Source organism: Pseudomonas putida S13.1.2, assembly GCF_000498395.2.
Lineage (GTDB): Bacteria > Pseudomonadota > Gammaproteobacteria > Pseudomonadales > Pseudomonadaceae > Aquipseudomonas > Aquipseudomonas putida_Q.
The window spans coordinates 5,778,931-5,798,176 of record NZ_CP010979.1 but is presented as its reverse complement, the minus strand read 5'-3'; the positions used below and the strand labels follow the sequence as shown (position 1 = coordinate 5,798,176).

Below are 19,246 nucleotides of genomic sequence, written 5' to 3'. Positions count from 1 at the left end.
GAAGAGTTTGATGTTCATCAAATTCAGTCAGACCAAACTTCGGGGCAGTAACTTAAGGTTTCTAAATCGGGTGACGGCTGTCTTTATTGTTGTGGGCAACACACGGTAGCTACAGGTCCTTGACCAGCCGCAGGGCATCGTAAATGGCCGCATGGGTATTGCGCGACGCCACTGCATCACCAATGCGGAACAACTGGAAGCGCCCTTCGGGGTTGCTGACAACGGTTTGCGGCTTGCCGACAATCAGGTCCATGTACTCCACGGCGCCTTCGTTGCTGGCCAGGGGTTTGAGTTCGAAATACAGCTCGTCCAGCGGCCGGGTGCCGTGGTTGACCACCACCTGGTCCACCAGGCGCGTTTTAGTCAGGTCGCTGTAATCGGTGCCGATCGTGGCCAGCAATTGGTCGCCTTGTTTCTCCACCGCCTTGAGCCGGTAGGTGACGGTGAAGGTGGTGTCCAGTTGCTGCAACGAGCGCATGTAGGGCACCAGGTTCATGCCCATGACTTCTGGTGCGAACGAGCGGTCGGGGGTCATGATTTCGGTCTTGGCACCACTGCGGGCTATGAATTCGGCGGCTTGCAGGCCGGCGTGGTCGCCCGCATCGTCATACACCAGCACATTGCGCCCAGGCTTCACATCGCCAGAAATGATGTCCCAGCTTGAAACCAGAAACTGGTTGCCGTGTGCCAGCACTTCGGTGTGCGGCATGCCCCCGGTGGCCACGATAACCACGTCGGCATTTTCATCAAGCACAATCGCGGTGTCTGCCCAGGTGTTGAAGTGGAACGTCACGCCAAGGCGCTCGCATTGCGCCATGCGCCAATCGATGATGCTGATCATTTCTTTGCGCCGCTCGGACTGCGCGGTCAGGCGAATCTGCCCGCCGGGCTTGTCCGCCAGCTCGTACACCACCACCTCGTGGCCGCGCTCTGCTGCCACACGTGCCGCCTCCAGGCCACCAGGGCCGGCGCCCACAATTACCACTTTGCGCTTGTGCACAGCCTTGGGTATTTCGTGGGGCATGGTGGTTTCACGCCCGGTCGCGGCGTTGTGGATGCAATAGGCAGCGCCAGCGTTGTAAATGCGGTCCAGGCAATAGTTGGCGCCCACGCATGGGCGGATATCGTCTTCACGGCCTTCGATGATCTTGCGCACGATGTGCGGGTCGGTCATGTGCGCGCGGGTCATGCCGACCATGTCAACCAACCCCGAGGCAATGGCATGACGCGCCGTGGCCACGTCGGGAATCTTCGCTGCATGGAAGGTCGGGAAGCCGGTCAGCGCCCTGATTTCACCGGCAAAGTCCAGGTGCGGCGCATTGCGCATGCCCTGGATCGGGATGATGTCGGTCAGCCCGGCGTCGGTGGCGATGTTGCCGCGGATCACATTAAGGAAGTCGATCATGCCGCTGTCTTTCAACAGTTGAGAGATCTGCAAGCCCTCCTCTTTTTGCAGACCACCGGCAAGCACTTCGTCCCCGGTGTAGCGGATGCCGACAATAAATTCGGGGCCCACGCGTTTGCGAATGGCCGTGAGCACATCGAAGGTGAAACGCAGGCGGTTTTGCAGCGAGCCGCCGTACGGCCCTTCCAGTTCGTTGGTCAGGGGCGACCAGAACTGGTCCATCAAGTGGCCGTAGGCTTGCAGCTCGATGCCATCCAGGCCGGCGGCCTTCATGCGTTCGGCGGCATCAGCGTAGTCGCCAATGATGCGGTCGATGTCCCAATGTTCCAGCTGCTTGGGGAAGGCGCGGTGTGCGGGTTCCTGATTGTGGGAGGGCGACACCACCGGTAGCCAGTCGCCTTTGTCCCAGCGGGTACGCCGGCCCAGGTGAGTAAGCTGGATCATCACCGCCGCGCCATGTTCGTGGCACTCATCGGTCAGGTCTTTCATCCAGCCGACCACTTCGTCCTTGTAGGCCAGAATGTTGTTGAACACGGGCGGGCTGTCACGGGAAATCGCGGCGGAGCCTGCGGTCATGGTCATGGCTACGCCGGCTTTGGCACGCTCGACGTGGTAGGCCCGGTAGAGTTTTTTCGGCATCCCGTCTTCCGGGTAAGCCGGTTCGTGGGAAGTGGTGATGATGCGGTTGCGCAGGGTCAGATGCTTGAGGCGATAAGGCTGAAGTAGCGGATCGTTTTTCATATCGGTCTCGCAAACAGGTCATCAGGCAAGCCGACAATAGGCCCCTCTGTACACAGGTGTCAACACTCTTGACGATGGTGTACAGTTGCCAGAAATAGCAGATTGAAAAGGGAGAAATGCCCATGAAAGGCGCCACCTCAAAGGCGGAACCCGCAGGCCGAGGCTCACTGGAAGGCTGGCTGAATGCGGCCTATGAAAGCCTGACCGAGTCAGGTGTCGATGCCGTGCGCGTGATGCCGCTGGCAAAAAAACTGAATTTGTCGCGCACCAGCTTCTACTGGTTTTTCGAAGACCGCGATGCCTTGCTCGTAGCCTTGATCGAGCAATGGAAAAACAAGAACACCTTCAACCTGGTGACCCAGTCCCAGGCCTATGCCGAGTCGATTACGGAGGCAATTCTCAACGTCTTCGACTGCTGGCTGAACAGCGAATTGTTCGACTCGCAATTCGAGTTCGCCATGCGCAGCTGGGCGCTGCAGTCACCGGAAGTGGCGCAGGAAATCGGCCAGGCAGACGCGCAGCGCGTCGAGGCATTGCGGCAGATGTTTGACCGTTTCGGCTTTGAAGACGATGCAGCGATTACCCGCGCCCGGTCGATCTACCTTACGCAAATCGGCTACATCAGCATGAAAACCCGGGAGCCGTTGGCACAGCGCATGCGCTACATCCCCGAATACCTGAAGATTTTCACCGGCAGGGAGCCGGAGGCGCGTGAGCTGGAGCGCTTTTACCAGCGCAACGGTTTTAGTAGTGCCGATTTGGGCGCCTGACAAACACCGGGGCCTTTGCAAGCTTCAGGATTTGCGCACCTGTGGCCACGGGTTTGCCCGTGAACAGGGCGCAACCCGTGCCATCCCCTAGCCGTATTACCAGCTGTAACTCACCTTCGCCGTAACCTCACGCCCCGGGTTGTAATAGTTCGCCGTCCCCGACCCCACCACATGCTGCTCGTCAAACAGGTTGCTGACATTCAGCGCAAGGTCAGTCCCCTTGGCAATCTTGTAGTTCAAGGCCGCGTCAAACAGCGTGGTGCCGTCGCTTTTCTTGGTGTTGGCAGCATCCATGTAATAGCCACCAACGTACCTGGCACCCAGACCAACGCTCACATCAGTGTTGGCAATGTCGTAGTAGCTCCACAGCGAAGCCGTATGCTTCGGCGCCACAGTGAATTCCTTGCCCTTGAGCGAACTGCCGTCATACAGCGCACCGCGCAGCACCTCGGTTTCCATGTAGGAATAGGCACCGATCAGGCTGAGGTTTTGCGTGACTTGCGCCTTGGCTTCCAGGTCCAGGCCACGGGCACGTGACTCGCCCACCGTCTGCTGCTCGATGATGCCACTCGGCAGCACCACGGCGATGGTGACGTTTTCCTGGGTCAGGTCATAAACGGCAGCAGAGAACAACGCATCCATGCCCAGTGGCGAGTACTTCACACCCACTTCGTACTGCCTGCCGGTCTGTGGGGTGACGCCAACCTGCGGAGGCGAAACCGATTCCACCATGCTCACATAAGTGGAGACTTCATCGTTGACGATGTAAGTCAGCGCGCCACGGTAGGACGTTTCAGAGAAGTTGTCGCTTTGCTTGCTCACCCCGCCGACGTACTCCGTGCTGGACAGGTCCATGGAGTCATTACGCACACCCGCTGTAGCGATCAAGCGGTCATAGAAGGACAGGTTCTGCTGCAGGAACACGGCCTTGGTGGTGGCGTCGTTCTTCTTGCGGGTATAGGGCGTGATGCCGCCCGGCACGCCGGTGAACACTGGGTTGGCGATATCGATGGAGGGCGCCAGGCTGTATACGGAGCTCTGTTTGGTGGTGGAGTCGAGGTATTCCACACCCACCAGGGTGCTGCTGTCGATGTGCTCGAACTGGGCATCGTATTGCAGCATCAGGTTGCCGTTGAGCTGATCGGCATCGCTGTCAGTTCCGAATACATAGCGCGGTAGGGTGGTACCCACCCGCGAAGCGCTGTCGCTCAGATAGACATAGCCAAAGTCATCGCTCAACTCGCTGTAGCGCAGGTTGCCGCGCAGCGTGAAGCCGTTATCGAAGTCGTGGGTGATGTTGCCGCTGAGGCTGGTGCGCTCGACATCGTGGAAGTTGTAGCCGGGCTCGCCGTAGAAATCGCTGCGGTCGTATTCCTTGTCCAGTGGGTAGCCACCGCTGTTTGGCGAGCTGTTGGTCTTCAGGTAGTCGAGGATCACCGTGGCCGAAGTGAAGTCGGTAGGCGCCCAAGTCAGGCCGCCCATCACGAACCGGTTATCGTCCTGCGAGTGGTCGTACTCACGGTCGCTGTTCTGCATCTTGGCAGTAAAGCGGCCGGCCAGCGTTTGTTCGTCGTTCAGGGCGTCGCCTACATCGATACCGGTTTCGGCATGGTCATAGGAGCCATAGGTCACGTAGCCCTGGCCAAATTTTTCGAAGCGCGGCTGCTTGGTCACGAAGTTGACCGAGCCGCCTGGGTCTGCCGGGCCGAACAGGGTGGAGTTGGCGCCACGCAGAATTTCGATGCGCTCGTAGGCGAACGGGTCTTCGCGCACACCACGCATCGAGCTCAAGGTCAGGCCGTCACGGTAAGTGGTGGCTTGGAAGCCGCGGATCTGGAAGTAGTCGTTGCGGTCGTCCGAGCCGTAGAAGTCGCTGACCACACCTGGGGTGTATTGCAGCGCCTCTTCCGTGGTGCTGACGCTGCGCTGCTGCATTTCCTTGTTGGTAACCACAGACACGGAAGCTGGCGTGTTGAGGATGCTGGTCGCCACCTTGCCGCCCACCCACAGTTCCTTGGCAACCACCGAGTTGGTGTCATCGTCGGCACTGGCCTTGACCTTGGCGTTGATGATGACGGGCGCCAGGCGGTAGTCCTCGGTCGCGCCCAGTTCCAGCGGGCCGGCCGGCTTTGGCTGGGGTACCACCAGGTAAGCACTCGGGCCTTGCTGCTCAGCTTGAAGCTCGGTCCCCTGCAGCAACGACGACAGTGCAGCCGACGTGCCCAACGCGCCCTGCACGCCCGCCGTGTTGCGGTTGGCTACGCTCTGTGCGTCGAAGGACAGGCTGATACCGGCCTGGCGCGCAAAGTGGTCAAGCGCCGGCGCCAGTGGGCCACCAGGAATGTTCCATTGCTGGACCTGGTTGTTGCGCTCAGCGGTAGCAGCTTGCGCAAACGCAGGCAGCGCAGCGCTGCTGACAACCAGGCCCAGAAAAGCAGCGTGCACAGCACGGCTCAAAGGATGGCGCTGTGAAACCGGGGTCAAACTCATTTTCTCGCTCCGTAGAGGGGTCGGCGGGCTGGCCTGTATTCCGGCCTTCTCTACAAGCCGAACGAGAATGAGAAAACACCTCATTTATTTTTCGGGTGGCTGGAGGCACCACATCGCGGGCGCCTCCAGCACTTAAACGTTATTCACTATCGCGGTTCGCAAACGGGTCAAAGTCGGGGTCGTTCAACTTCAGGATGTGGTTCTTGATGGCATAACCGGCCAGCTCGATGTATTCCATATAGAAGTCTTTACCCAGTTGCACCAGCGGTGAGCCCTTCAATGAGTCAGCGACAGCTTCTAACGTGACGGTCCCGAATTGTTCAGCCATGATTTCCACACTGCGCACACGCATTTCAGGGTGGTCATAGGGCTTCTGGTACCAGGTCGCGATCTGATACTGGATATCGTCTCTTTCCAGCGCCTGATACAGATGGCTGGCAAACGCGATGCTGGTTTCGCGAATCAGGCCCGGGTCGATATCGAGCTTTTCAAGTAGCGTTTCAGTGGGTTGGTAAGCAACATAAAGCAGGTCGGCGATGGTGTAGCCCGGCATCGGCGGGAAAACGCCTGGCGGTAGTTGGTCCGCCGGGATTGATAGCTGGTCGGAATAGTCGTCGTTGTGCACGGGAAGCTCCTTGCCTCGGCATAGTTTTACTGGCCAGCGCCAGCCTCATCCACGCGCCATTGCTGGCGCGCAGTGAAATGACATTTTCCGGTTGTATTAGTTGCGCGCAAGGGTGAAATAACTGCGGTCAGCTACCTACTCATCCGAGTGCGGTTTCAACGCGGTTTTGCCGGTGTGGATACATGCCTTTTACAGGGGTTGGCTTTGCCCCAGTAGCGTTTCCTGCGTAGCGGGCAGCGGGCGGCTCAGCAGCACGCCGACCACCACCGCGAACACCAGCGCTGCAACGCCCGCAACCTGCAACACGGCCTCGAAGCCACCCATGAACGCCTGGCGGGCCAAGGGTGCCACCGCTTCACGCAAGCCCGGATCAAGCAGCGCCAGGGCCGCCTGCAGGTCGCCCGCCGCTACCCGCGTGGCCATCGCAGCAACCTGGCCCACTTGCGATGGCGCTACGGCAACCAGGGCTTCGTGAAGCAATTGCCCGCTGCGGGCGGCCAGTACGCCACCCAGTAAACCGATAGCCAGGACGATGGCCCCGAAGCGCGTAGTTGTACTCAACCCGGAAGCCATCCCGGTACGCTGGCGTGGCACACACGCCATGATGTTTTTCTGGGTGTCGCCATTTAGCAGCCCGGCACCCGCCCCCAGCACTAGGCTGGCCAGGGCAAAGGCTGCATAGCCGCCAAACCCGGCGGCCCAGGCACACAGCAGGTTGCCCACCCCCACCAGTACTAGGCCCAACGCAAACACCTGCGCCGGACTCAAGCGGGTGGCCAGGCGCATGCCCAGGCGCGGCGTCACCAACATGGCGATGGCGAACGGCAACATGCCTGCGCCAGCGGCCAGGGCCGAAAGCTGCAGGCCGTTCTGCAGGTACAGCGGTAGCAGAGTCATCATCACCTGGGCGCAAGCGGCGTACGCGAACATGCCCAGCAGGGCGCCGACGAAACGCCCGCTGCGCATTAGCCGCAGGTCGATCATCGGCCGTGCCTGGCTGCGCTCGACCATCACGAACAGGCCGAACAGGAAGGCGCTGATCACCAGCCGTCCAAGGGTTTGCGCGCTGCCCCAGCCCACCTGGTTGGCATCGATCATCGCCCAGATCAGGTAGCCCAGGCTGCCGGCGAAGGTCAGGCTGCCCCATGGGTCGAGCCGGGCTGCGGCACTGTCGCGGGATTCCTCGACACTGCGCATCACCATCACTGCAAGCAGCGCTACCAGCGGCAGGTTGATGTAGAAGATCCAGCGCCAACCCAGGGTGCTGGCGATTATCCCGCCTAACAGCGGCGCAAAGGTGATGGTGGCGCCCATGCAGGCACCCCAGAAGGCCCAGGCGCGCATGCGCTCTTGCGGCTCATGAAAGCGGTTGCCGATCGCGGCCAGCGCCGAGGTCAATAACAACGCAGCCCCCACACCCTTTGCGGCCCTGGCCAGGTCAAGGAACAGCAGGTTCGGCGCGGCACCACACGCCAGCGAGGCCAAACCGAACAGCACCAGGCCGAGCAGCAGCATGCGCCGCCGGCCAAAACGGTCGGCCAGGCTGCCGGCGGGCAACAGGCAGGCGGCGAAGGCCAGCAGGTAGGCGCTGACCACCCATTCGATATCGGCGAACGAGCCGGACAGGTCGCGGGCGATGCTGGGCAGGCTGACCGCGACGATGTTGGTGTCGAGAATGATCAGGGCGCAGACCAGGGAGGCTGTGAGCAGGGTGAACCGTGCAGAGGGCATGATGGGGCTCCGGAAGCTGAGCTGGCTGGTTTGAAGTGCCTTTAACCTGCGGGGATCGCCGGGACCGCTGCGCGCTCCATCGCCGGCAAGCCAGCTCCCACAGGGGCCGCGCCGTGTTCGCGGTTGCGCAATACCTGTAGGAGCTGGCTTGCCGGCGATGGACCGCACAGCGGTCCCGGCAATTGCACAGGCAGGCTTTGCCGCCAAGCCACCAGCCTTGTAGTGTTGGCCTCAACCATAACGCCGCCAACCCAAAGCTTTGTTAGCCCCGGCGGCCTGCGTCATTACCTTGTAGGTAACACCCATGGAAATCCGCCATTTCCGCTACTTCCTGTGCGTCGCCCGCCACGGCCATTTCACCCGTGCCGCCGAGCAACTGGGCATCGCCCCGCCCACCCTCAGCCGGCAGATCCAGGACATGGAGCGCGAACTGGGCGTACGCCTGTTCGAGCGCAGCCAGCGCGAGGTCAACCTGACCGCCGCCGGCCAGGCGCTGTTGATCGAGGCGGAGCACGCCGTGCGCCAGTTCGATGCGGCGCAACTGGGCGCACAAAAGGCCGCCCGTGGCGAAAGCGGGCGTATCGAACTGGGCTACGTGGCCTCGGCCGCCTACTCGGGCATGCTCCAGCAGCAAGTCAGCCGCTACAGCGAAACCTGCCCTGGCGTGCGCCTGAATATCCGTGAACTGCCCATGGCCGAGCTACCCGGCATGGTCCGCGACGGCTTGCTCGACCTTGCCTACGTGCGCTCACCGATGGAGCTGCCTGACGAACTGGAAGCAATCGCCTTGCACCAGGAAGGTTTCGTCCTCGCCCTGCCCGCCAGCTCGCGGATCAACGAAGTACCGCAGATTCCGGCCTCACGCCTGGCCAACGAAACCTTCATCCTGCCCGAGCAGATTTCCGGCACGCTGGAAGTGGCCGCGCAAGGTGGTTTCGTTCCCAGGCTTGGCCCACAACCCGGCAGCCTGGTGGCAGTGATTACCTTGGTCTCACTTGGGCAAGGCATTGCTGTAGTCCCGGAATCGGTGGTGCAGCGCATCAACCTGCCGCAGGTGAATTACCGGCGGGTCGTCGATTGCCAAGCTAGCTCGTGGCTAAGCCTGGTTCACCGGCGCTTCGAGAAAGCACCTGCGGTGATGCGATATGTGCAAAGCGTGATGGGCGGCACTTGATGGCCGCTCAAGCACTCTGATCTTCTGCAGCACCCAGGGCATAAAACTCATGCAGCTTGGCCTGCAGCAGTGCCTTGTCCGGCAAGCGCGTCTGATACTCGGCAATCAGCGCTGGAGATAAGCTTCGGTTAAGTGCGTACTCGACCACCTCGTCATCTCTGCTGGCGCATAACAACACGCCGATGGCAGGGTTTTCATGAGGCTTACGTTCATTGCGATCCAGTGCTTCCAGATAGAAATCGAGCTTGCCCAGGTACTCAGGCTCGAAGCGGCCGACTTTCAGTTCGATCGCGACCAGGCAGTTGAGGCCCCGGTGGAAGAACAGCAGGTCGAGTGCGAAGTCACGGCCGCCGACCTGAAGCGGATATTGGGAGCCAACGAAGCAGAAATCCCGGCCCAGCTCGATCAGGAACTGTTTGAGCCTATCCATCAGCGCACCTTGCAGATCCGCTTCGACATGGCCACCCGGTAGGCCCAGGAACTCGACCACGTAGGCATCTCGAAACACATCCATTGCTGCTGGGTAATGCTGTTTCAGATTTGCTGAGGCTTTAGCAGGGTTCGCCACACTACGTTCGAAAAGAGAAGCTCTGAACTGCCGTTCCAGCTCACGACTGGACCATTTCTCCTGGACGGCCAAACGCAGATAGAACTCACGTTCGTCAGGCAATTTGCTCAAGGTCAGGATGGTAAGGTTATGGGTCCAAGGCAATTGTGTCAGCAGTGCTGACACTTTCTCGTCATTCCGATACGCCTCATAGAACTGCCGCATGCGGAAGAGATTGCGCTTTGTAAAGCCACGCAGCCCAGGCTGCGTCTGAGCCAGGTGTGCTGCCAGCTGGCTTACTACAGATTCCCCCCACTCAGCTCGCTCCAGCTTGCGGCTGATGTAAGCCCCCACCTGCCAGTACAAATCGATCAATTGTGTATTGACCGCCTGCACCGCACGTTGCCTGGCATTCTTAATCAACCCGAGCACTTCCTCGAACCGGTCATCCTTGACCGAAGGAAAGGCGGTCGGCGCTTGTATTTTTTGTTCAGCGCTCATGCATCGACTCCCTTTGTGAATTCGACAGGAAGTCTACCCCCGACAAGCCAGCGCCCGGTCGCCCGCGCCATCAGACAAGTGTTTCAAAAAACAAAGGGCTCCCATCCACGGGGCCCTTCGCCCTACCGCCAGGTGAACTGAATCACCCCACCGACCGCGCCCCCACAGGTTGCGCATGGCCGCGCGAGGTCACGATCCCCAGGAAGGAAATCACGATCGCCAGGCCCAGTGTGGAACTCACCTCCACCCGGTGCTCGGGCGTATACATCATCACCGCCAACGCCCCGGCAATGAAGACGATCACCGCCCACGTCAGGTACGGGAACAGCCACATGCGGAACTTCAGCTCGGTGTTCTCCCGCTCCAGGCGGCGGCGCATGCGCAGCTGCGAGATGGCGATGACCATGTACACCAGCAGAGCGATGGCACCAGAGCTGGCCAGCAGGAATTCAAACACCCCCTTGGGCGCAAAGTAGTTGAGGATGGCGATGGCTGCGCCGATCAGGGTACTGCCAAACACTGCAGCGCGTGGTACGCCAACTTTGGAGGTCTTGTTGAGGAAGGCCGGGGCGTCACCGCGCTTGGCCAGCGAATACATCATCCGCGAAGCAATGTAGATCGACGAGTTCATGCAGCTGGTCACGGCCACCAGCACCACCAGGTCGACCATGAACGACGCATTGGGGATGTTCATGATTTCCAGCGCACGCTGGTACGAGCCAACCACCGCCAGTTGTGGGTCGTTCCACGGCACCACCGAAATGATCACGAAAATCGACAGGATGTAGAAGGTGCTGATACGCCAGATCACCGAGCGGGTGGCTTTGGCGATGTTGCGCGACGGGTCGCTGGATTCGGACGCGGCGATGGTCACCGCCTCGGTGCCGATGAAGCTGAACATCACGGTGATGAACGCACCGACCACCGCCGACCAACCCTTCGGCGCAAAGCCGCCGTACTCGGCCATCAGCCCGCTCAGGCCGCTGACCTCGCGGTTGGGCAGCCAGCCCATCAGCGCGGCAAAGCCCAGGCCGATGAAACCCAGAATCGCCGTAACCTTCAGGATGGCGAACCAGAACTCGAACTCACCGTACTTGGCCACGCTGAACAGGTTGGTGCAGGCCAGCAGCAGCACCGAGGCCAGGGCGAAGATCCAGCTGTCCACCTGGGGGAACCAGGCGTTCAGCACATGCCCGGCAGCCAGCGCTTCGATAGGGATTACCAATACCCAGAACCACCAGTACAGCCAACCGATGGTGTAGCCGGCCCAGCGGCCGATGGCCTGGTCGGCGTAGGTGGAAAACGATCCGGTATCAGGGTGTGCCACGGCCATTTCGCCGAGCATGCGCATGACCAGTACCACCAGGGTTCCGGCCACGAAATAAGAAACTATGGTTGCTGGCCCAGCCGCCGCGATGGCGTGACCAGAGCCCACGAAAAGTCCGGCGCCGATGATGCCGGCGATGGACAGCATCGTTACATGACGAGGCTTGAAACCTTGTGCAAGGTTGCCATCAGATCCCACGGTGCTCATTGATGTTGTTCTCTTTTTGCTGACACAAGGATGGACGGGCAGGCTTAGGCGAAAATATCTCCTTTCAAATCAGTAAGTCGACAGGTTGCTCGCGCGCTGTTGTTGATCTTTGGCGCGCATCACAGAGCAACGTGTCCGTGCGGTTCGGGCTTCATTTAAGCCTCGCAGGGCTGTGGGAAATTACACGAGAACGCCCCGGAACTGTTCGATCACGACAGGGCAGTTCCATTGCCGCCAGATGTCGCGAATGGCATGCCTGATCGCGCCATCGGGCCATCTGGCGCTTTTGTTTTTCATTTGGATGTGTGTTGCCTGCACTGGCCCTATCGCCGGCAAGCCAGCTCCCACCTCGACCGCATAGGTTTCATGCCATGCGCAATCCTTGTGGGAGCTGGCTTGCCGGCGATAGGGCCGGCGCAGGCAAAACCTCTTCTCGTCAGATACAAAAAAGCCCCGGTCTCCCGAGGCCTTCCTTGCAAAGTCTTGAACCGCCCTCAACGCACCAGGCAAGGCCGCTTGTTATCGAAGCGCCACCCCGAAATCAGATACTGCATCGCCACGCTGTCATCCCGCGCCCCCAACCCCATGTTGCGGTAGCACTCATGGGCCTTGGCCAACTGGTCCTCATCCAGCTCCACCCCCAGCCCCGGCCGGGCCGGTACCCGCACGTGCCCGTCGACTATGCGCAGCGGTTCACGGGTCAGGCGCTGGCCGTCCTGCCAGATCCAGTGGGTGTCGATCGCGGTAATCTCGCCCGGCGCCGCAGCCGCCACCTGGGTGAACATCGCCAGCGAAATGTCAAAATGGTTGTTCGAATGCGAGCCCCAGGTCAGCCCCCAGTCATTGCACATCTGCGCTACCCGTACCGAACCTTGCAAGGTCCAGAAGTGCGGGTCGGCCAGCGGAATATCCACTGCCTGCGACTGGATCGCATGGCCCATCTGCCGCCAGTCGGTGGCAATCATGTTGGTGGCGGTGGGCAGGCCGGTGGCCCGGCGGAACTCGGCCATCACCTCCCGGCCCGAATAACCGTTCTCGGCACCGCAGGGGTCTTCGGCATAGGCCAGCACGTGATGCTTGTCGCGACACAAGGCAATGGCCTCTTTCAGTGACCAGGCGCCGTTGGGGTCGAGGGTGATTCGCGCTTCGGGGAAGCGCTCGGCCAGCGCCGTGACTGCTTCCATCTCCTCTTCACCACGCAGCACACCGCCCTTGAGCTTGAAGTCGCTGAAGCCATAGCGCTGCTCGGCCGCTTCGGCCAGGCGCACCACCGCTTCCGGGGTCAAGGCCTTCTCGTGGCGCACGCGGAACCAGTCGTCATCGGCATCGGCCTCGTTGCGGTAGGCCAGGTCGGTCTGCTGGCGGTCGCCGATGTAGAACAGGTAACCCAACATCTTCACCGCATCGCGCTGCTGCCCCTCGCCCAGCAGGGCCGCCATGGGCACGTTGAGGTGCTGGCCAAGCAGGTCGAGCAGCGCCGACTCGATGGCCGTTACCGCATGCACGGTAATGCGCAGGTCGAAGGTTTGCAGGCCACGACCCGCCGAGTCACGGCTGGCAAAGGTCTGGCGCATGGCATTGAGCACGCGCTGGTAGTGGCCGATCGGCTGGCCGACTACCAGGCTGCGGGCGTCTTCCAGGGTCTGGCGAATCTGTTCACCGCCAGGCACCTCGCCCAGCCCGGTATTGCCAGCGCTGTCGCGCAGCACTACCACGTTGCGGGTGAAATACGGGCCATGGGCGCCACTGAGGTTCAGCAGCATGCTGTCATGGCCGGCCACGGGGATAACGCGCAGGTCGGTGACCACCGGGGTGCTGGTATGAACGGCGGGATTGGTCTGCATATTCATGATTGTTGTCTCGCAGTATTCAGTGGGTCTGGCCCAGGGCCGAGGGGGCCTTGAGGTCATCGGAAGGGGCGCCCTTTGGACGAGTGCGAACGAAGAAGATGGCAATGGCCGCCAGCACCGAGGTCACGGCCAGGCCATATAGCCCACCCTGGATCGAGCCGGTCTGCTGCTCCAGCAGGCCGAAGGTGGTGGGGGCAACAAAGCCGCCGAGGTTGCCGACCGAGTTGATCAGGGCGATCACTGCTGCCGCGATGCGGGCATCCAGGTAACCCTGCGGGATTGGCCAGAACAGCGACGATGCCGACTTGAAACCGATGGCCGCGAAGCACACGGCGACAAAGGCGAACACCGGCCCACCGGTGGTGGACATGAACATGCCGATGGCGGCGACCACCAGGGCACCGGCTACCCAGGCCTGCTGGAACTTCCAGCGCGCGGAGCCGGCGGCAAAGGCGTACATGGCCAGGATCGAGATCAGCCACGGGATCGAGTTGAAGAAGCCGACCTGCAGGTCGCTGAGGTCGCCCATGCGTTTGATGATGCTGGGCAGCCAGAAGGTGGCAGCGTAGATGGTCAACTGGATGCAGAAGTAGATCACGCAGAACAGAACGATCTGCCGGTCCTTGAGCAGGCTCCAGGCCGAAGCCTTGACCGTGCCAACGGCTTCGCGCTCACGCTGCTCGCGGTCGATGGTGGCTACCAGCGCGTCCTGCTCGGCCTGGCTCAACCACTTGGCATCCTGCGGCTTGGAATCCAGCCAGAAAAACACGAAGAAGCACAATGCGACCGAGGCCATGCCTTCGATGAACAGCATCCACTGCCAGCCATGCATGCCCAGGCCCTGGATCTGCATCAACGCCCCGGCCAGCGGCCCGGAAATCAGCGAAGCCAGCGCCGAACCGCTGAGGAAAATGGCAATCGCCTTGCCGCGCTCGGCGCCTGGCAGCCAGCGGGTGAAGTAGTAGATCACCCCAGGGAAGAAGCCCGCCTCGGCAACACCCAGCAGAAAGCGCAGCACGTAGAACTGGGTTTCGTTCTGCACAAAAGCCATGGCCGTGGCCACCAGCCCCCAGGTGAACATGATGCGGGTCAGCCAAAGCCGCGCCCCCACCTTTTGCAGCAGCATGTTCGAAGGCACTTCGAACAACGCGTAGCCAATGAAGAACAAGCCGGCGCCAAAGCCATAGGCCGCAGCGCTGATGCCCAGGTCGCTTTCCAGGTGCGGGCGGATAAAGCCGATATTGACGCGGTCGAGGTAGTTGACGATGAACATGATGACGAACAGCGGCAGAACATGGCGCTTGACCTTGGCCACGGCACTGGCCAGGGCGTCGCCGTCATGCCGGGCAGACGGAGCGAGGGTGTCTTTCACTTGCAAATCTCCCACTAATTGTTTTTGTGCGGGTCTGGGTTGTCTGACATGGCAGTGGGGATGAGCATATGCGCGGCGAGGTTGTACGACAAGATCAAGAATGTCGGCAAAACAGCAAAATACAAGCTGTCACAATGACAATATGCTGCGATCTTTCAAAAACAGCGAAGCTAAATACCCGCTCGAAGGCAGAAAAAATCGGCAAAAAATAATTTGATGGTTTAACTTGTCGTACAAGCTAAGCACGAAACGGATCACAGCATGGAGCCCGAAAACGCCCGCAAGCGCGGCCACAGCCGCGCCCATGACCTGGTCTCCAGCCTGACCCAACAGATTTTGCTGGGCACCTTCAAGCCGGGCGACAAGCTGCCTTCAGAGAACACGCTGGTGCGCGAGCACGGGGTCAGTCGCACGGTGGTGCGTGAAGCCTTGTCCAAATTGCAGGCCTCCGGGCTGGTGGAACCGCGCCACGGTATCGGTACCTTCGTGATGGCGCGCCAGGCCCAGGCCGGGTTGCGCATCGCGGCGGAAAGCGCGGCGAATGTGCGCGACCTGCTGGAGCTGCGCATTGGCCTGGAAGGCCAGGCCGCCGCCCTGGCTGCGCTGCGCCGTGACGAGGGGCACCTGGTGCGCATGCGCCAGGCGCTGGATGACTATCAGGACCTGGCTGCCGCCGGCGACAGCTGCATCGAGGCCGACCGACGCTTCCACCTGCTGATTGCCGAGGCTACTGGCAACCTGTACTTCACCGAGATGCTGCTGCAATTGGGCAACAGCCTGATCCCGCGCAACCGCATGGCCCTGGCCGAACGCGGGGGGGCGAAGCTGGCCAGGCAGGCGTATCTGGCCAACCTGGAGCATGAGGCAATCCTCAATGCCATCCGCCGGCAAGACCCGGATGCAGCGCGGGCGGCGGTCTGCCTGCACTTGTCCAACAGCCGCGACCGGATGCTGCCGGACTAGGGGCCGCTGCGCAGCCCTTCGCGGGCACGCCCGCTCCCACAGGTACCGCGTATGGGCATTACCAGGTCAGGCAGATCTTGCCGAAATGCCGGTTGCTTTCCTGGTAGCGGAACGCCTCGACGATCTGCTCCAGTTCGAAGTGCTTGTCCACCACCGGCCGCAGGCCGTTGGCATCGATCGCCCGCACCATCGCCTGCTGCTGGGCGCGGCTGCCCACCAGCACACCTTGCAGGCGAATCTGCCGCACCAGCGCCTGCACCAACGGCAGCTGCCCGGCCACGCCGGTAAGGATGCCAATCAGCGACACATGCCCACCGATGCGCGCGGCAATCATCGACTGCTCCAGCGTCGCCGGGCCGCCCACTTCGATCACATGGTCAACGCCGCGGTTGCCGGTGAGCTCGCGCACCTTCTCACCCCAGGCTGGGGTGCTCTTGTAGTTGATCAGGTGATCGGCGCCCAAGGCCTTCAAGCGCTCCAGCTTGGCGTCACTGGACGACGTGGCGATCACCGTGGCGCCAGCCAGCTTGGCAAACTGCAGGGCGAAGATCGACACACCACCGGTGCCCTGCACCAGCACCGTGTCGCCAGGCTTGAGGTGGTCGTCGCTCATCAGCGCACGCCAGGCGGTAAGGCCAGCCGTGGTCAGGGTAGCGGCTTCGGCATGGCTGAAGCCTTTGGGCGCCAGGGTGAACGCGGTGGCGCGGGCGGTCACCTGTTCGCGGGCATAGCCGTCGAGGCCGTCACCGGGCACCCGGGCAAAGCCCTCGACATTGGCCTGGCCGTCGAGCCAGTCGGGGAAGAAGGTGCTGACCACATCGTCGCCGACCTGGAACTCGCTGACGCCTTCGCCCACCGCAACCACTTCGCCAGCGCCATCGGCCATGGGGATACGCCGCTCGCTCGGGCCCCACATGCCGCTGACCACGGCGAAGTCGTGGTAGTTGAGGGAGCTGGCGTGCAGGCGCACGGTGATTTCGCCGGCCTTGGGGGCCTGGGCCTCGCTGGTGCCGACCTCGACCTTGTCGTAGCCGCCGCCGGGTTGTACATAGATGGCCTTGCTGGTCATGGGTGGGTCTCCGTATCAGAGGAAAGAATGGGGTTCAGCATAGACAGGTCCGGCACCACAGACCTGAGACTTGCACAATACCTGTGGGAGCGGGCATGCCCGCGAAGAGGCCCGCGTTGCCGACACAAGAATCAGCCCAGCATCACCTTCAGCGCTCGGCAATCGGCCGCATGCCAATCCACCAGCTCCGGCCATGGGTTATCCGGCAAATTCACCAGCACCGTGCGCGCCCCGGCCGCCCGCCCACAGTCCAGGTCAAACCGGTAATCCCCCACCATCACCAGCTCGCCCGGCGCCACGCCCCAGGCACTGGCAATCTTCAGCAGCCCGTCCGGGCTCGGCTTGGGGGCCGCTTCGTCACGCCCAAGAATGTGCTCCACCGGGAAGCAGTCTGCCAGGCCGATGGCCTCCAGCGTCACATGCGCCAGCTCGCGGGCATTGCGCGTCAGGATGCCCAACCGGCACCCGCGCCCGGCCAACTCGCGCACCAGTTCCACCGCCCCGGTGGCCGCCGTGGAGGCAACCGCCAGGTCACGTTCGTGCTCCAGCAGCCAGGCATGCTTGGCCGCTGCCACGTCTGCCGGCAGGGCCGCCAGGTGGGTAAGGATGTCGTGCTCGGCGGGGATGTCCAACGCCACGCGAATGGCGTCGAAATCATGCACGGCCACGGTCAGGGTGCCGTCCATGTCGAACACCCAGTTGCGCACCTCGCCCAGGCTCATGCCCAGTCCTTGCGATGGCGAATCAGGCCTTCCTGGCTCGACGATGCCACCAGTTGCCCGGCCTGGTTGAAGATGCTGCCGCGGCAGAAACCGCGGGAATTCCCGGCCCAGGGGCTGTCGGTTGCGTAAAGCAGCCACTCGTCGGCGCGCAGGTTGCCATGGAACCACAGCGAATGGTCGAGGCTGGCGATCTGCATGTCGCGCTGCCACACCGACTTGCCATGGGGCAGCAACGCCGTGGTCAGCAGGCCGAAGTCCGAGGCATAGGCCAGCAGGTACTTGTGCAGGGCGGGGACGTCGGGCAGGTTGCCGTCGGCGCGGAACCAGGCGTACTTCACCGGGTCGCCGGGCTTGGGGTTGAACGGGTCGCGCTCGGTAACCGGGCGGATCTCGATCGGCTTGGCGCACAGCACCTTGTCGCGAATACGCTCGGGCAACTGGTCGGCCATGGCGCGGGCCAGCTCCACCTCGGTGGGCAGGTTTTCCGGGCCGACCACGTCAGGCATTTGCGCCTGGTGCTCGAACCCTTCCTCGTCGTACTGGAACGACGCGCTGCAGGTGAAGATGGTCTGGCCCTTCTGGATCGCCGTTACCCGACGGGTGCTGAAGCTGCCGCCATCACGCACGCGGTCTACCGAGTACACCACCGGCAGGCTGGCATCGCCCGGGCGCAGGAAGTAGCCGTGCAACGAATGCACATGGCGGGCGTCCTCGACCGTCTGGCTGGCCGCCGACAAGGACTGGCCCAGCACTTGCCCACCGTACAGCTGACGGAAGCCCAGGTCCTGGCTGCGTCCACGGAACAGGTTCTCCTCGATGGATTCGAGGCTCAACAGGTCGACCAGGTCGTCCAACACATGACTCATTGGGGGTTCTCCGTAGGAACGAGCTTGCTCGCGATGCGCCGCCTTGGCGGCGCTCGATCTCACAGGCGCTGAAGAGTGTTTCGGCAAGCGCCTTCCAAGTGGGCAAATGATACAGGGTTTGTCATTCGCACCGGGCATGGCCGTGCATTCAGGCGCGCAGGGTGCGCTCCCAATGGGCGCGGTCGATGCGGTAAAGCACATGCGGGCGCAACGGGTGCCCCACGGGCAGGCGGGGGTGTTCGAAGCTGCCGTTCAGGTCCTGCTGCATGCCGATGGCCTGCATCACCTTCTGCGACGGCAAATTGCTCTCGCTAGTGAATGACACCACCTCTTCCAGGCGCAATTGGGCGAAAGCACAACGCAGGCAGGTCCACGCCGCCTCGCTGGCAAAGCCCAGGCCCCAGTGGCGACGTGCCAGGCGCCAGCCGATTTCCACTGCTGGGGCAAAGGGTGCCTCGAAGTTGACATTGAGCAACCCGGTCATGCCGATGAACGCGCCGCTGTCCTTGCGCTCCAGCGCCCACAGGCCAAAGCCGTACTCATTGAAATGCCCGCGCACCCGGCCGATCAACGCAGCCGCCTCAACGCGCGTCAGCGGCGCCGGAAAGTAGCGCATCACCTGTGGGTCGGCACAGAGCGCGGCGAACTCGCGCAAGTCATCGTCATGCCATTGGCGCAGCACCAGCCGTGCGCTTTCCAGTTGGAGGATGGGGGTCATGGGGCCTGCTCCGGTTTACCGCCTTGCAGTTTACAGCGTAGGCGCGGGCGCGGGTTTCACCCAGCCGGCAGCAGCCAAATGCAATTTTCACACGCCCTTCACCGGCCCCCGACAGGCCGCTTGGCAGGATGCCGCCATCCACCTCCGCGCTAGCCGCGGCACTGCCAA

15 protein-coding genes are annotated in these 19,246 nt (G+C 62.0%); 3 read left to right on the top strand and 12 right to left on the bottom strand.

Going from position 1 to position 19,246, the window contains the following annotated elements:
* Nucleotides 1-109 precede the first annotated feature (109 nt).
* On the bottom strand, nucleotides 110-2,146 hold the full coding sequence (locus N805_RS25625; RefSeq protein WP_019470403.1) for an NADH:flavin oxidoreductase: 2,037 nt from the start codon (nucleotides 2,144-2,146) through the stop codon (nucleotides 110-112).
* A 122-nt stretch (nucleotides 2,147-2,268) separates the two neighbouring features.
* Between N805_RS25625 and N805_RS25620 the strand changes: the two genes are divergently transcribed.
* Entirely contained in the window at nucleotides 2,269-2,916 is a 648-nt protein-coding gene (locus tag N805_RS25620) for a TetR/AcrR family transcriptional regulator (RefSeq protein ID WP_019470402.1), read from the top strand.
* Between the two features lie 96 nt (nucleotides 2,917-3,012).
* On the opposite strand, the gene N805_RS25615 is transcribed toward N805_RS25620, so the two are convergent.
* From N805_RS25615 to N805_RS25605, 3 genes are all read right to left on the bottom strand, one after another.
* Entirely contained in the window at nucleotides 3,013-5,406 is a 2,394-nt protein-coding gene (locus N805_RS25615) for a TonB-dependent siderophore receptor (RefSeq protein ID WP_019470401.1), read from the bottom strand.
* A gap of 139 nt (nucleotides 5,407-5,545) precedes the next feature.
* Complete coding sequence (locus tag N805_RS25610; protein ID WP_019470400.1) at nucleotides 5,546-6,031, bottom strand: hypothetical protein; 486 nt, start codon at nucleotides 6,029-6,031, stop codon at nucleotides 5,546-5,548.
* Nucleotides 6,032-6,220: 189 nt separating this feature from the next.
* Nucleotides 6,221-7,762 (bottom strand): MFS transporter, encoded by a 1,542-nt coding sequence (locus tag N805_RS25605; RefSeq protein ID WP_019470399.1) that lies wholly within the window; start codon nucleotides 7,760-7,762, stop codon nucleotides 6,221-6,223.
* Between the two features lie 304 nt (nucleotides 7,763-8,066).
* On the opposite strand from N805_RS25605, the gene N805_RS25600 reads away from it, so the two are divergent.
* Nucleotides 8,067-8,936 (top strand): LysR family transcriptional regulator, encoded by an 870-nt coding sequence (locus N805_RS25600; RefSeq protein WP_019470398.1) that lies wholly within the window; start codon nucleotides 8,067-8,069, stop codon nucleotides 8,934-8,936.
* 7 nt (nucleotides 8,937-8,943) lie between these two features.
* On the opposite strand, the gene N805_RS25595 is transcribed toward N805_RS25600, so the two are convergent.
* The 4 genes from N805_RS25595 to N805_RS25580 all read right to left on the bottom strand — a co-directional run bounded on the left by N805_RS25595 (nucleotide 8,944) and on the right by N805_RS25580 (nucleotide 14,740).
* Nucleotides 8,944-9,984 (bottom strand): PDDEXK nuclease domain-containing protein, encoded by a 1,041-nt coding sequence (locus tag N805_RS25595; protein WP_019470397.1) that lies wholly within the window; start codon nucleotides 9,982-9,984, stop codon nucleotides 8,944-8,946.
* 142 nt (nucleotides 9,985-10,126) lie between these two features.
* Nucleotides 10,127-11,518, bottom strand: coding sequence for an amino acid permease (locus tag N805_RS25590; RefSeq protein ID WP_019470396.1), 1,392 nt, complete (start codon nucleotides 11,516-11,518; stop codon nucleotides 10,127-10,129).
* Nucleotides 11,519-12,012: 494 nt separating this feature from the next.
* A complete protein-coding gene (gene gudD / locus N805_RS25585) occupies nucleotides 12,013-13,368 on the bottom strand; it encodes a glucarate dehydratase (RefSeq protein ID WP_019470395.1) in 1,356 nt (451 codons plus the stop codon).
* A 19-nt stretch (nucleotides 13,369-13,387) separates the two neighbouring features.
* Nucleotides 13,388-14,740 (bottom strand): MFS transporter, encoded by a 1,353-nt coding sequence (locus N805_RS25580; protein WP_019470394.1) that lies wholly within the window; start codon nucleotides 14,738-14,740, stop codon nucleotides 13,388-13,390.
* A 261-nt stretch (nucleotides 14,741-15,001) separates the two neighbouring features.
* On the opposite strand from N805_RS25580, the gene N805_RS25575 reads away from it, so the two are divergent.
* Nucleotides 15,002-15,703, top strand: a complete 702-nt coding sequence (locus N805_RS25575) for a FadR/GntR family transcriptional regulator (protein ID WP_019470393.1) — start codon at nucleotides 15,002-15,004, stop codon at nucleotides 15,701-15,703.
* A 58-nt stretch (nucleotides 15,704-15,761) separates the two neighbouring features.
* Here the strand turns inward: N805_RS25575 and N805_RS25570 are convergent, their stop codons facing one another.
* From N805_RS25570 to N805_RS25555, 4 genes are all read right to left on the bottom strand, one after another.
* Nucleotides 15,762-16,772 (bottom strand): zinc-dependent alcohol dehydrogenase family protein, encoded by a 1,011-nt coding sequence (locus tag N805_RS25570; RefSeq protein WP_019470392.1) that lies wholly within the window; start codon nucleotides 16,770-16,772, stop codon nucleotides 15,762-15,764.
* 131 nt (nucleotides 16,773-16,903) lie between these two features.
* The gene (locus tag N805_RS25565; protein ID WP_028614113.1) at nucleotides 16,904-17,494 is read right to left on the bottom strand and encodes an HAD family hydrolase; all 591 of its coding nucleotides are present in this window, start codon (nucleotides 17,492-17,494) and stop codon (nucleotides 16,904-16,906) included.
* The gene (gene tesB / locus N805_RS25560; protein ID WP_028614112.1) at nucleotides 17,491-18,360 is read right to left on the bottom strand and encodes an acyl-CoA thioesterase II; all 870 of its coding nucleotides are present in this window, start codon (nucleotides 18,358-18,360) and stop codon (nucleotides 17,491-17,493) included. The genes N805_RS25565 and tesB overlap by 4 nt, the downstream gene beginning before the upstream one ends.
* Before the next feature lie 148 nt (nucleotides 18,361-18,508).
* A complete protein-coding gene (locus tag N805_RS25555; RefSeq protein ID WP_028614111.1) occupies nucleotides 18,509-19,078 on the bottom strand; it encodes a GNAT family N-acetyltransferase in 570 nt (189 codons plus the stop codon).
* Nucleotides 19,079-19,246: the final 168 nt, after the last annotated feature.

Bases quoted from the DNA above. Each gene is read 5' to 3' on its own strand.
- N805_RS25625 (WP_019470403.1), bottom strand. From the start codon at position 2,146: ATGAAAAACGATCCGCTACTTCAGCCTTATCGCCTCAAGCATCTGACC.
- N805_RS25620 (WP_019470402.1), top strand. From the start codon at position 2,269: ATGAAAGGCGCCACCTCAAAGGCGGAACCCGCAGGCCGAGGCTCACTG.
- N805_RS25615 (WP_019470401.1), bottom strand. From the start codon at position 5,406: ATGAGTTTGACCCCGGTTTCACAGCGCCATCCTTTGAGCCGTGCTGTG.
- N805_RS25605 (WP_019470399.1), bottom strand. From the start codon at position 7,762: ATGCCCTCTGCACGGTTCACCCTGCTCACAGCCTCCCTGGTCTGCGCC.
- N805_RS25600 (WP_019470398.1), top strand. From the start codon at position 8,067: ATGGAAATCCGCCATTTCCGCTACTTCCTGTGCGTCGCCCGCCACGGC.
- N805_RS25595 (WP_019470397.1), bottom strand. From the start codon at position 9,984: ATGAGCGCTGAACAAAAAATACAAGCGCCGACCGCCTTTCCTTCGGTC.
- N805_RS25590 (WP_019470396.1), bottom strand. From the start codon at position 11,518: ATGAGCACCGTGGGATCTGATGGCAACCTTGCACAAGGTTTCAAGCCT.
- gudD (WP_019470395.1), bottom strand. From the start codon at position 13,368: ATGAATATGCAGACCAATCCCGCCGTTCATACCAGCACCCCGGTGGTC.
- N805_RS25575 (WP_019470393.1), top strand. From the start codon at position 15,002: ATGGAGCCCGAAAACGCCCGCAAGCGCGGCCACAGCCGCGCCCATGAC.
- N805_RS25570 (WP_019470392.1), bottom strand. From the start codon at position 16,772: ATGACCAGCAAGGCCATCTATGTACAACCCGGCGGCGGCTACGACAAG.
- N805_RS25565 (WP_028614113.1), bottom strand. From the start codon at position 17,494: ATGAGCCTGGGCGAGGTGCGCAACTGGGTGTTCGACATGGACGGCACC.
- tesB (WP_028614112.1), bottom strand. From the start codon at position 18,360: ATGAGTCATGTGTTGGACGACCTGGTCGACCTGTTGAGCCTCGAATCC.
- N805_RS25555 (WP_028614111.1), bottom strand. From the start codon at position 19,078: ATGACCCCCATCCTCCAACTGGAAAGCGCACGGCTGGTGCTGCGCCAA.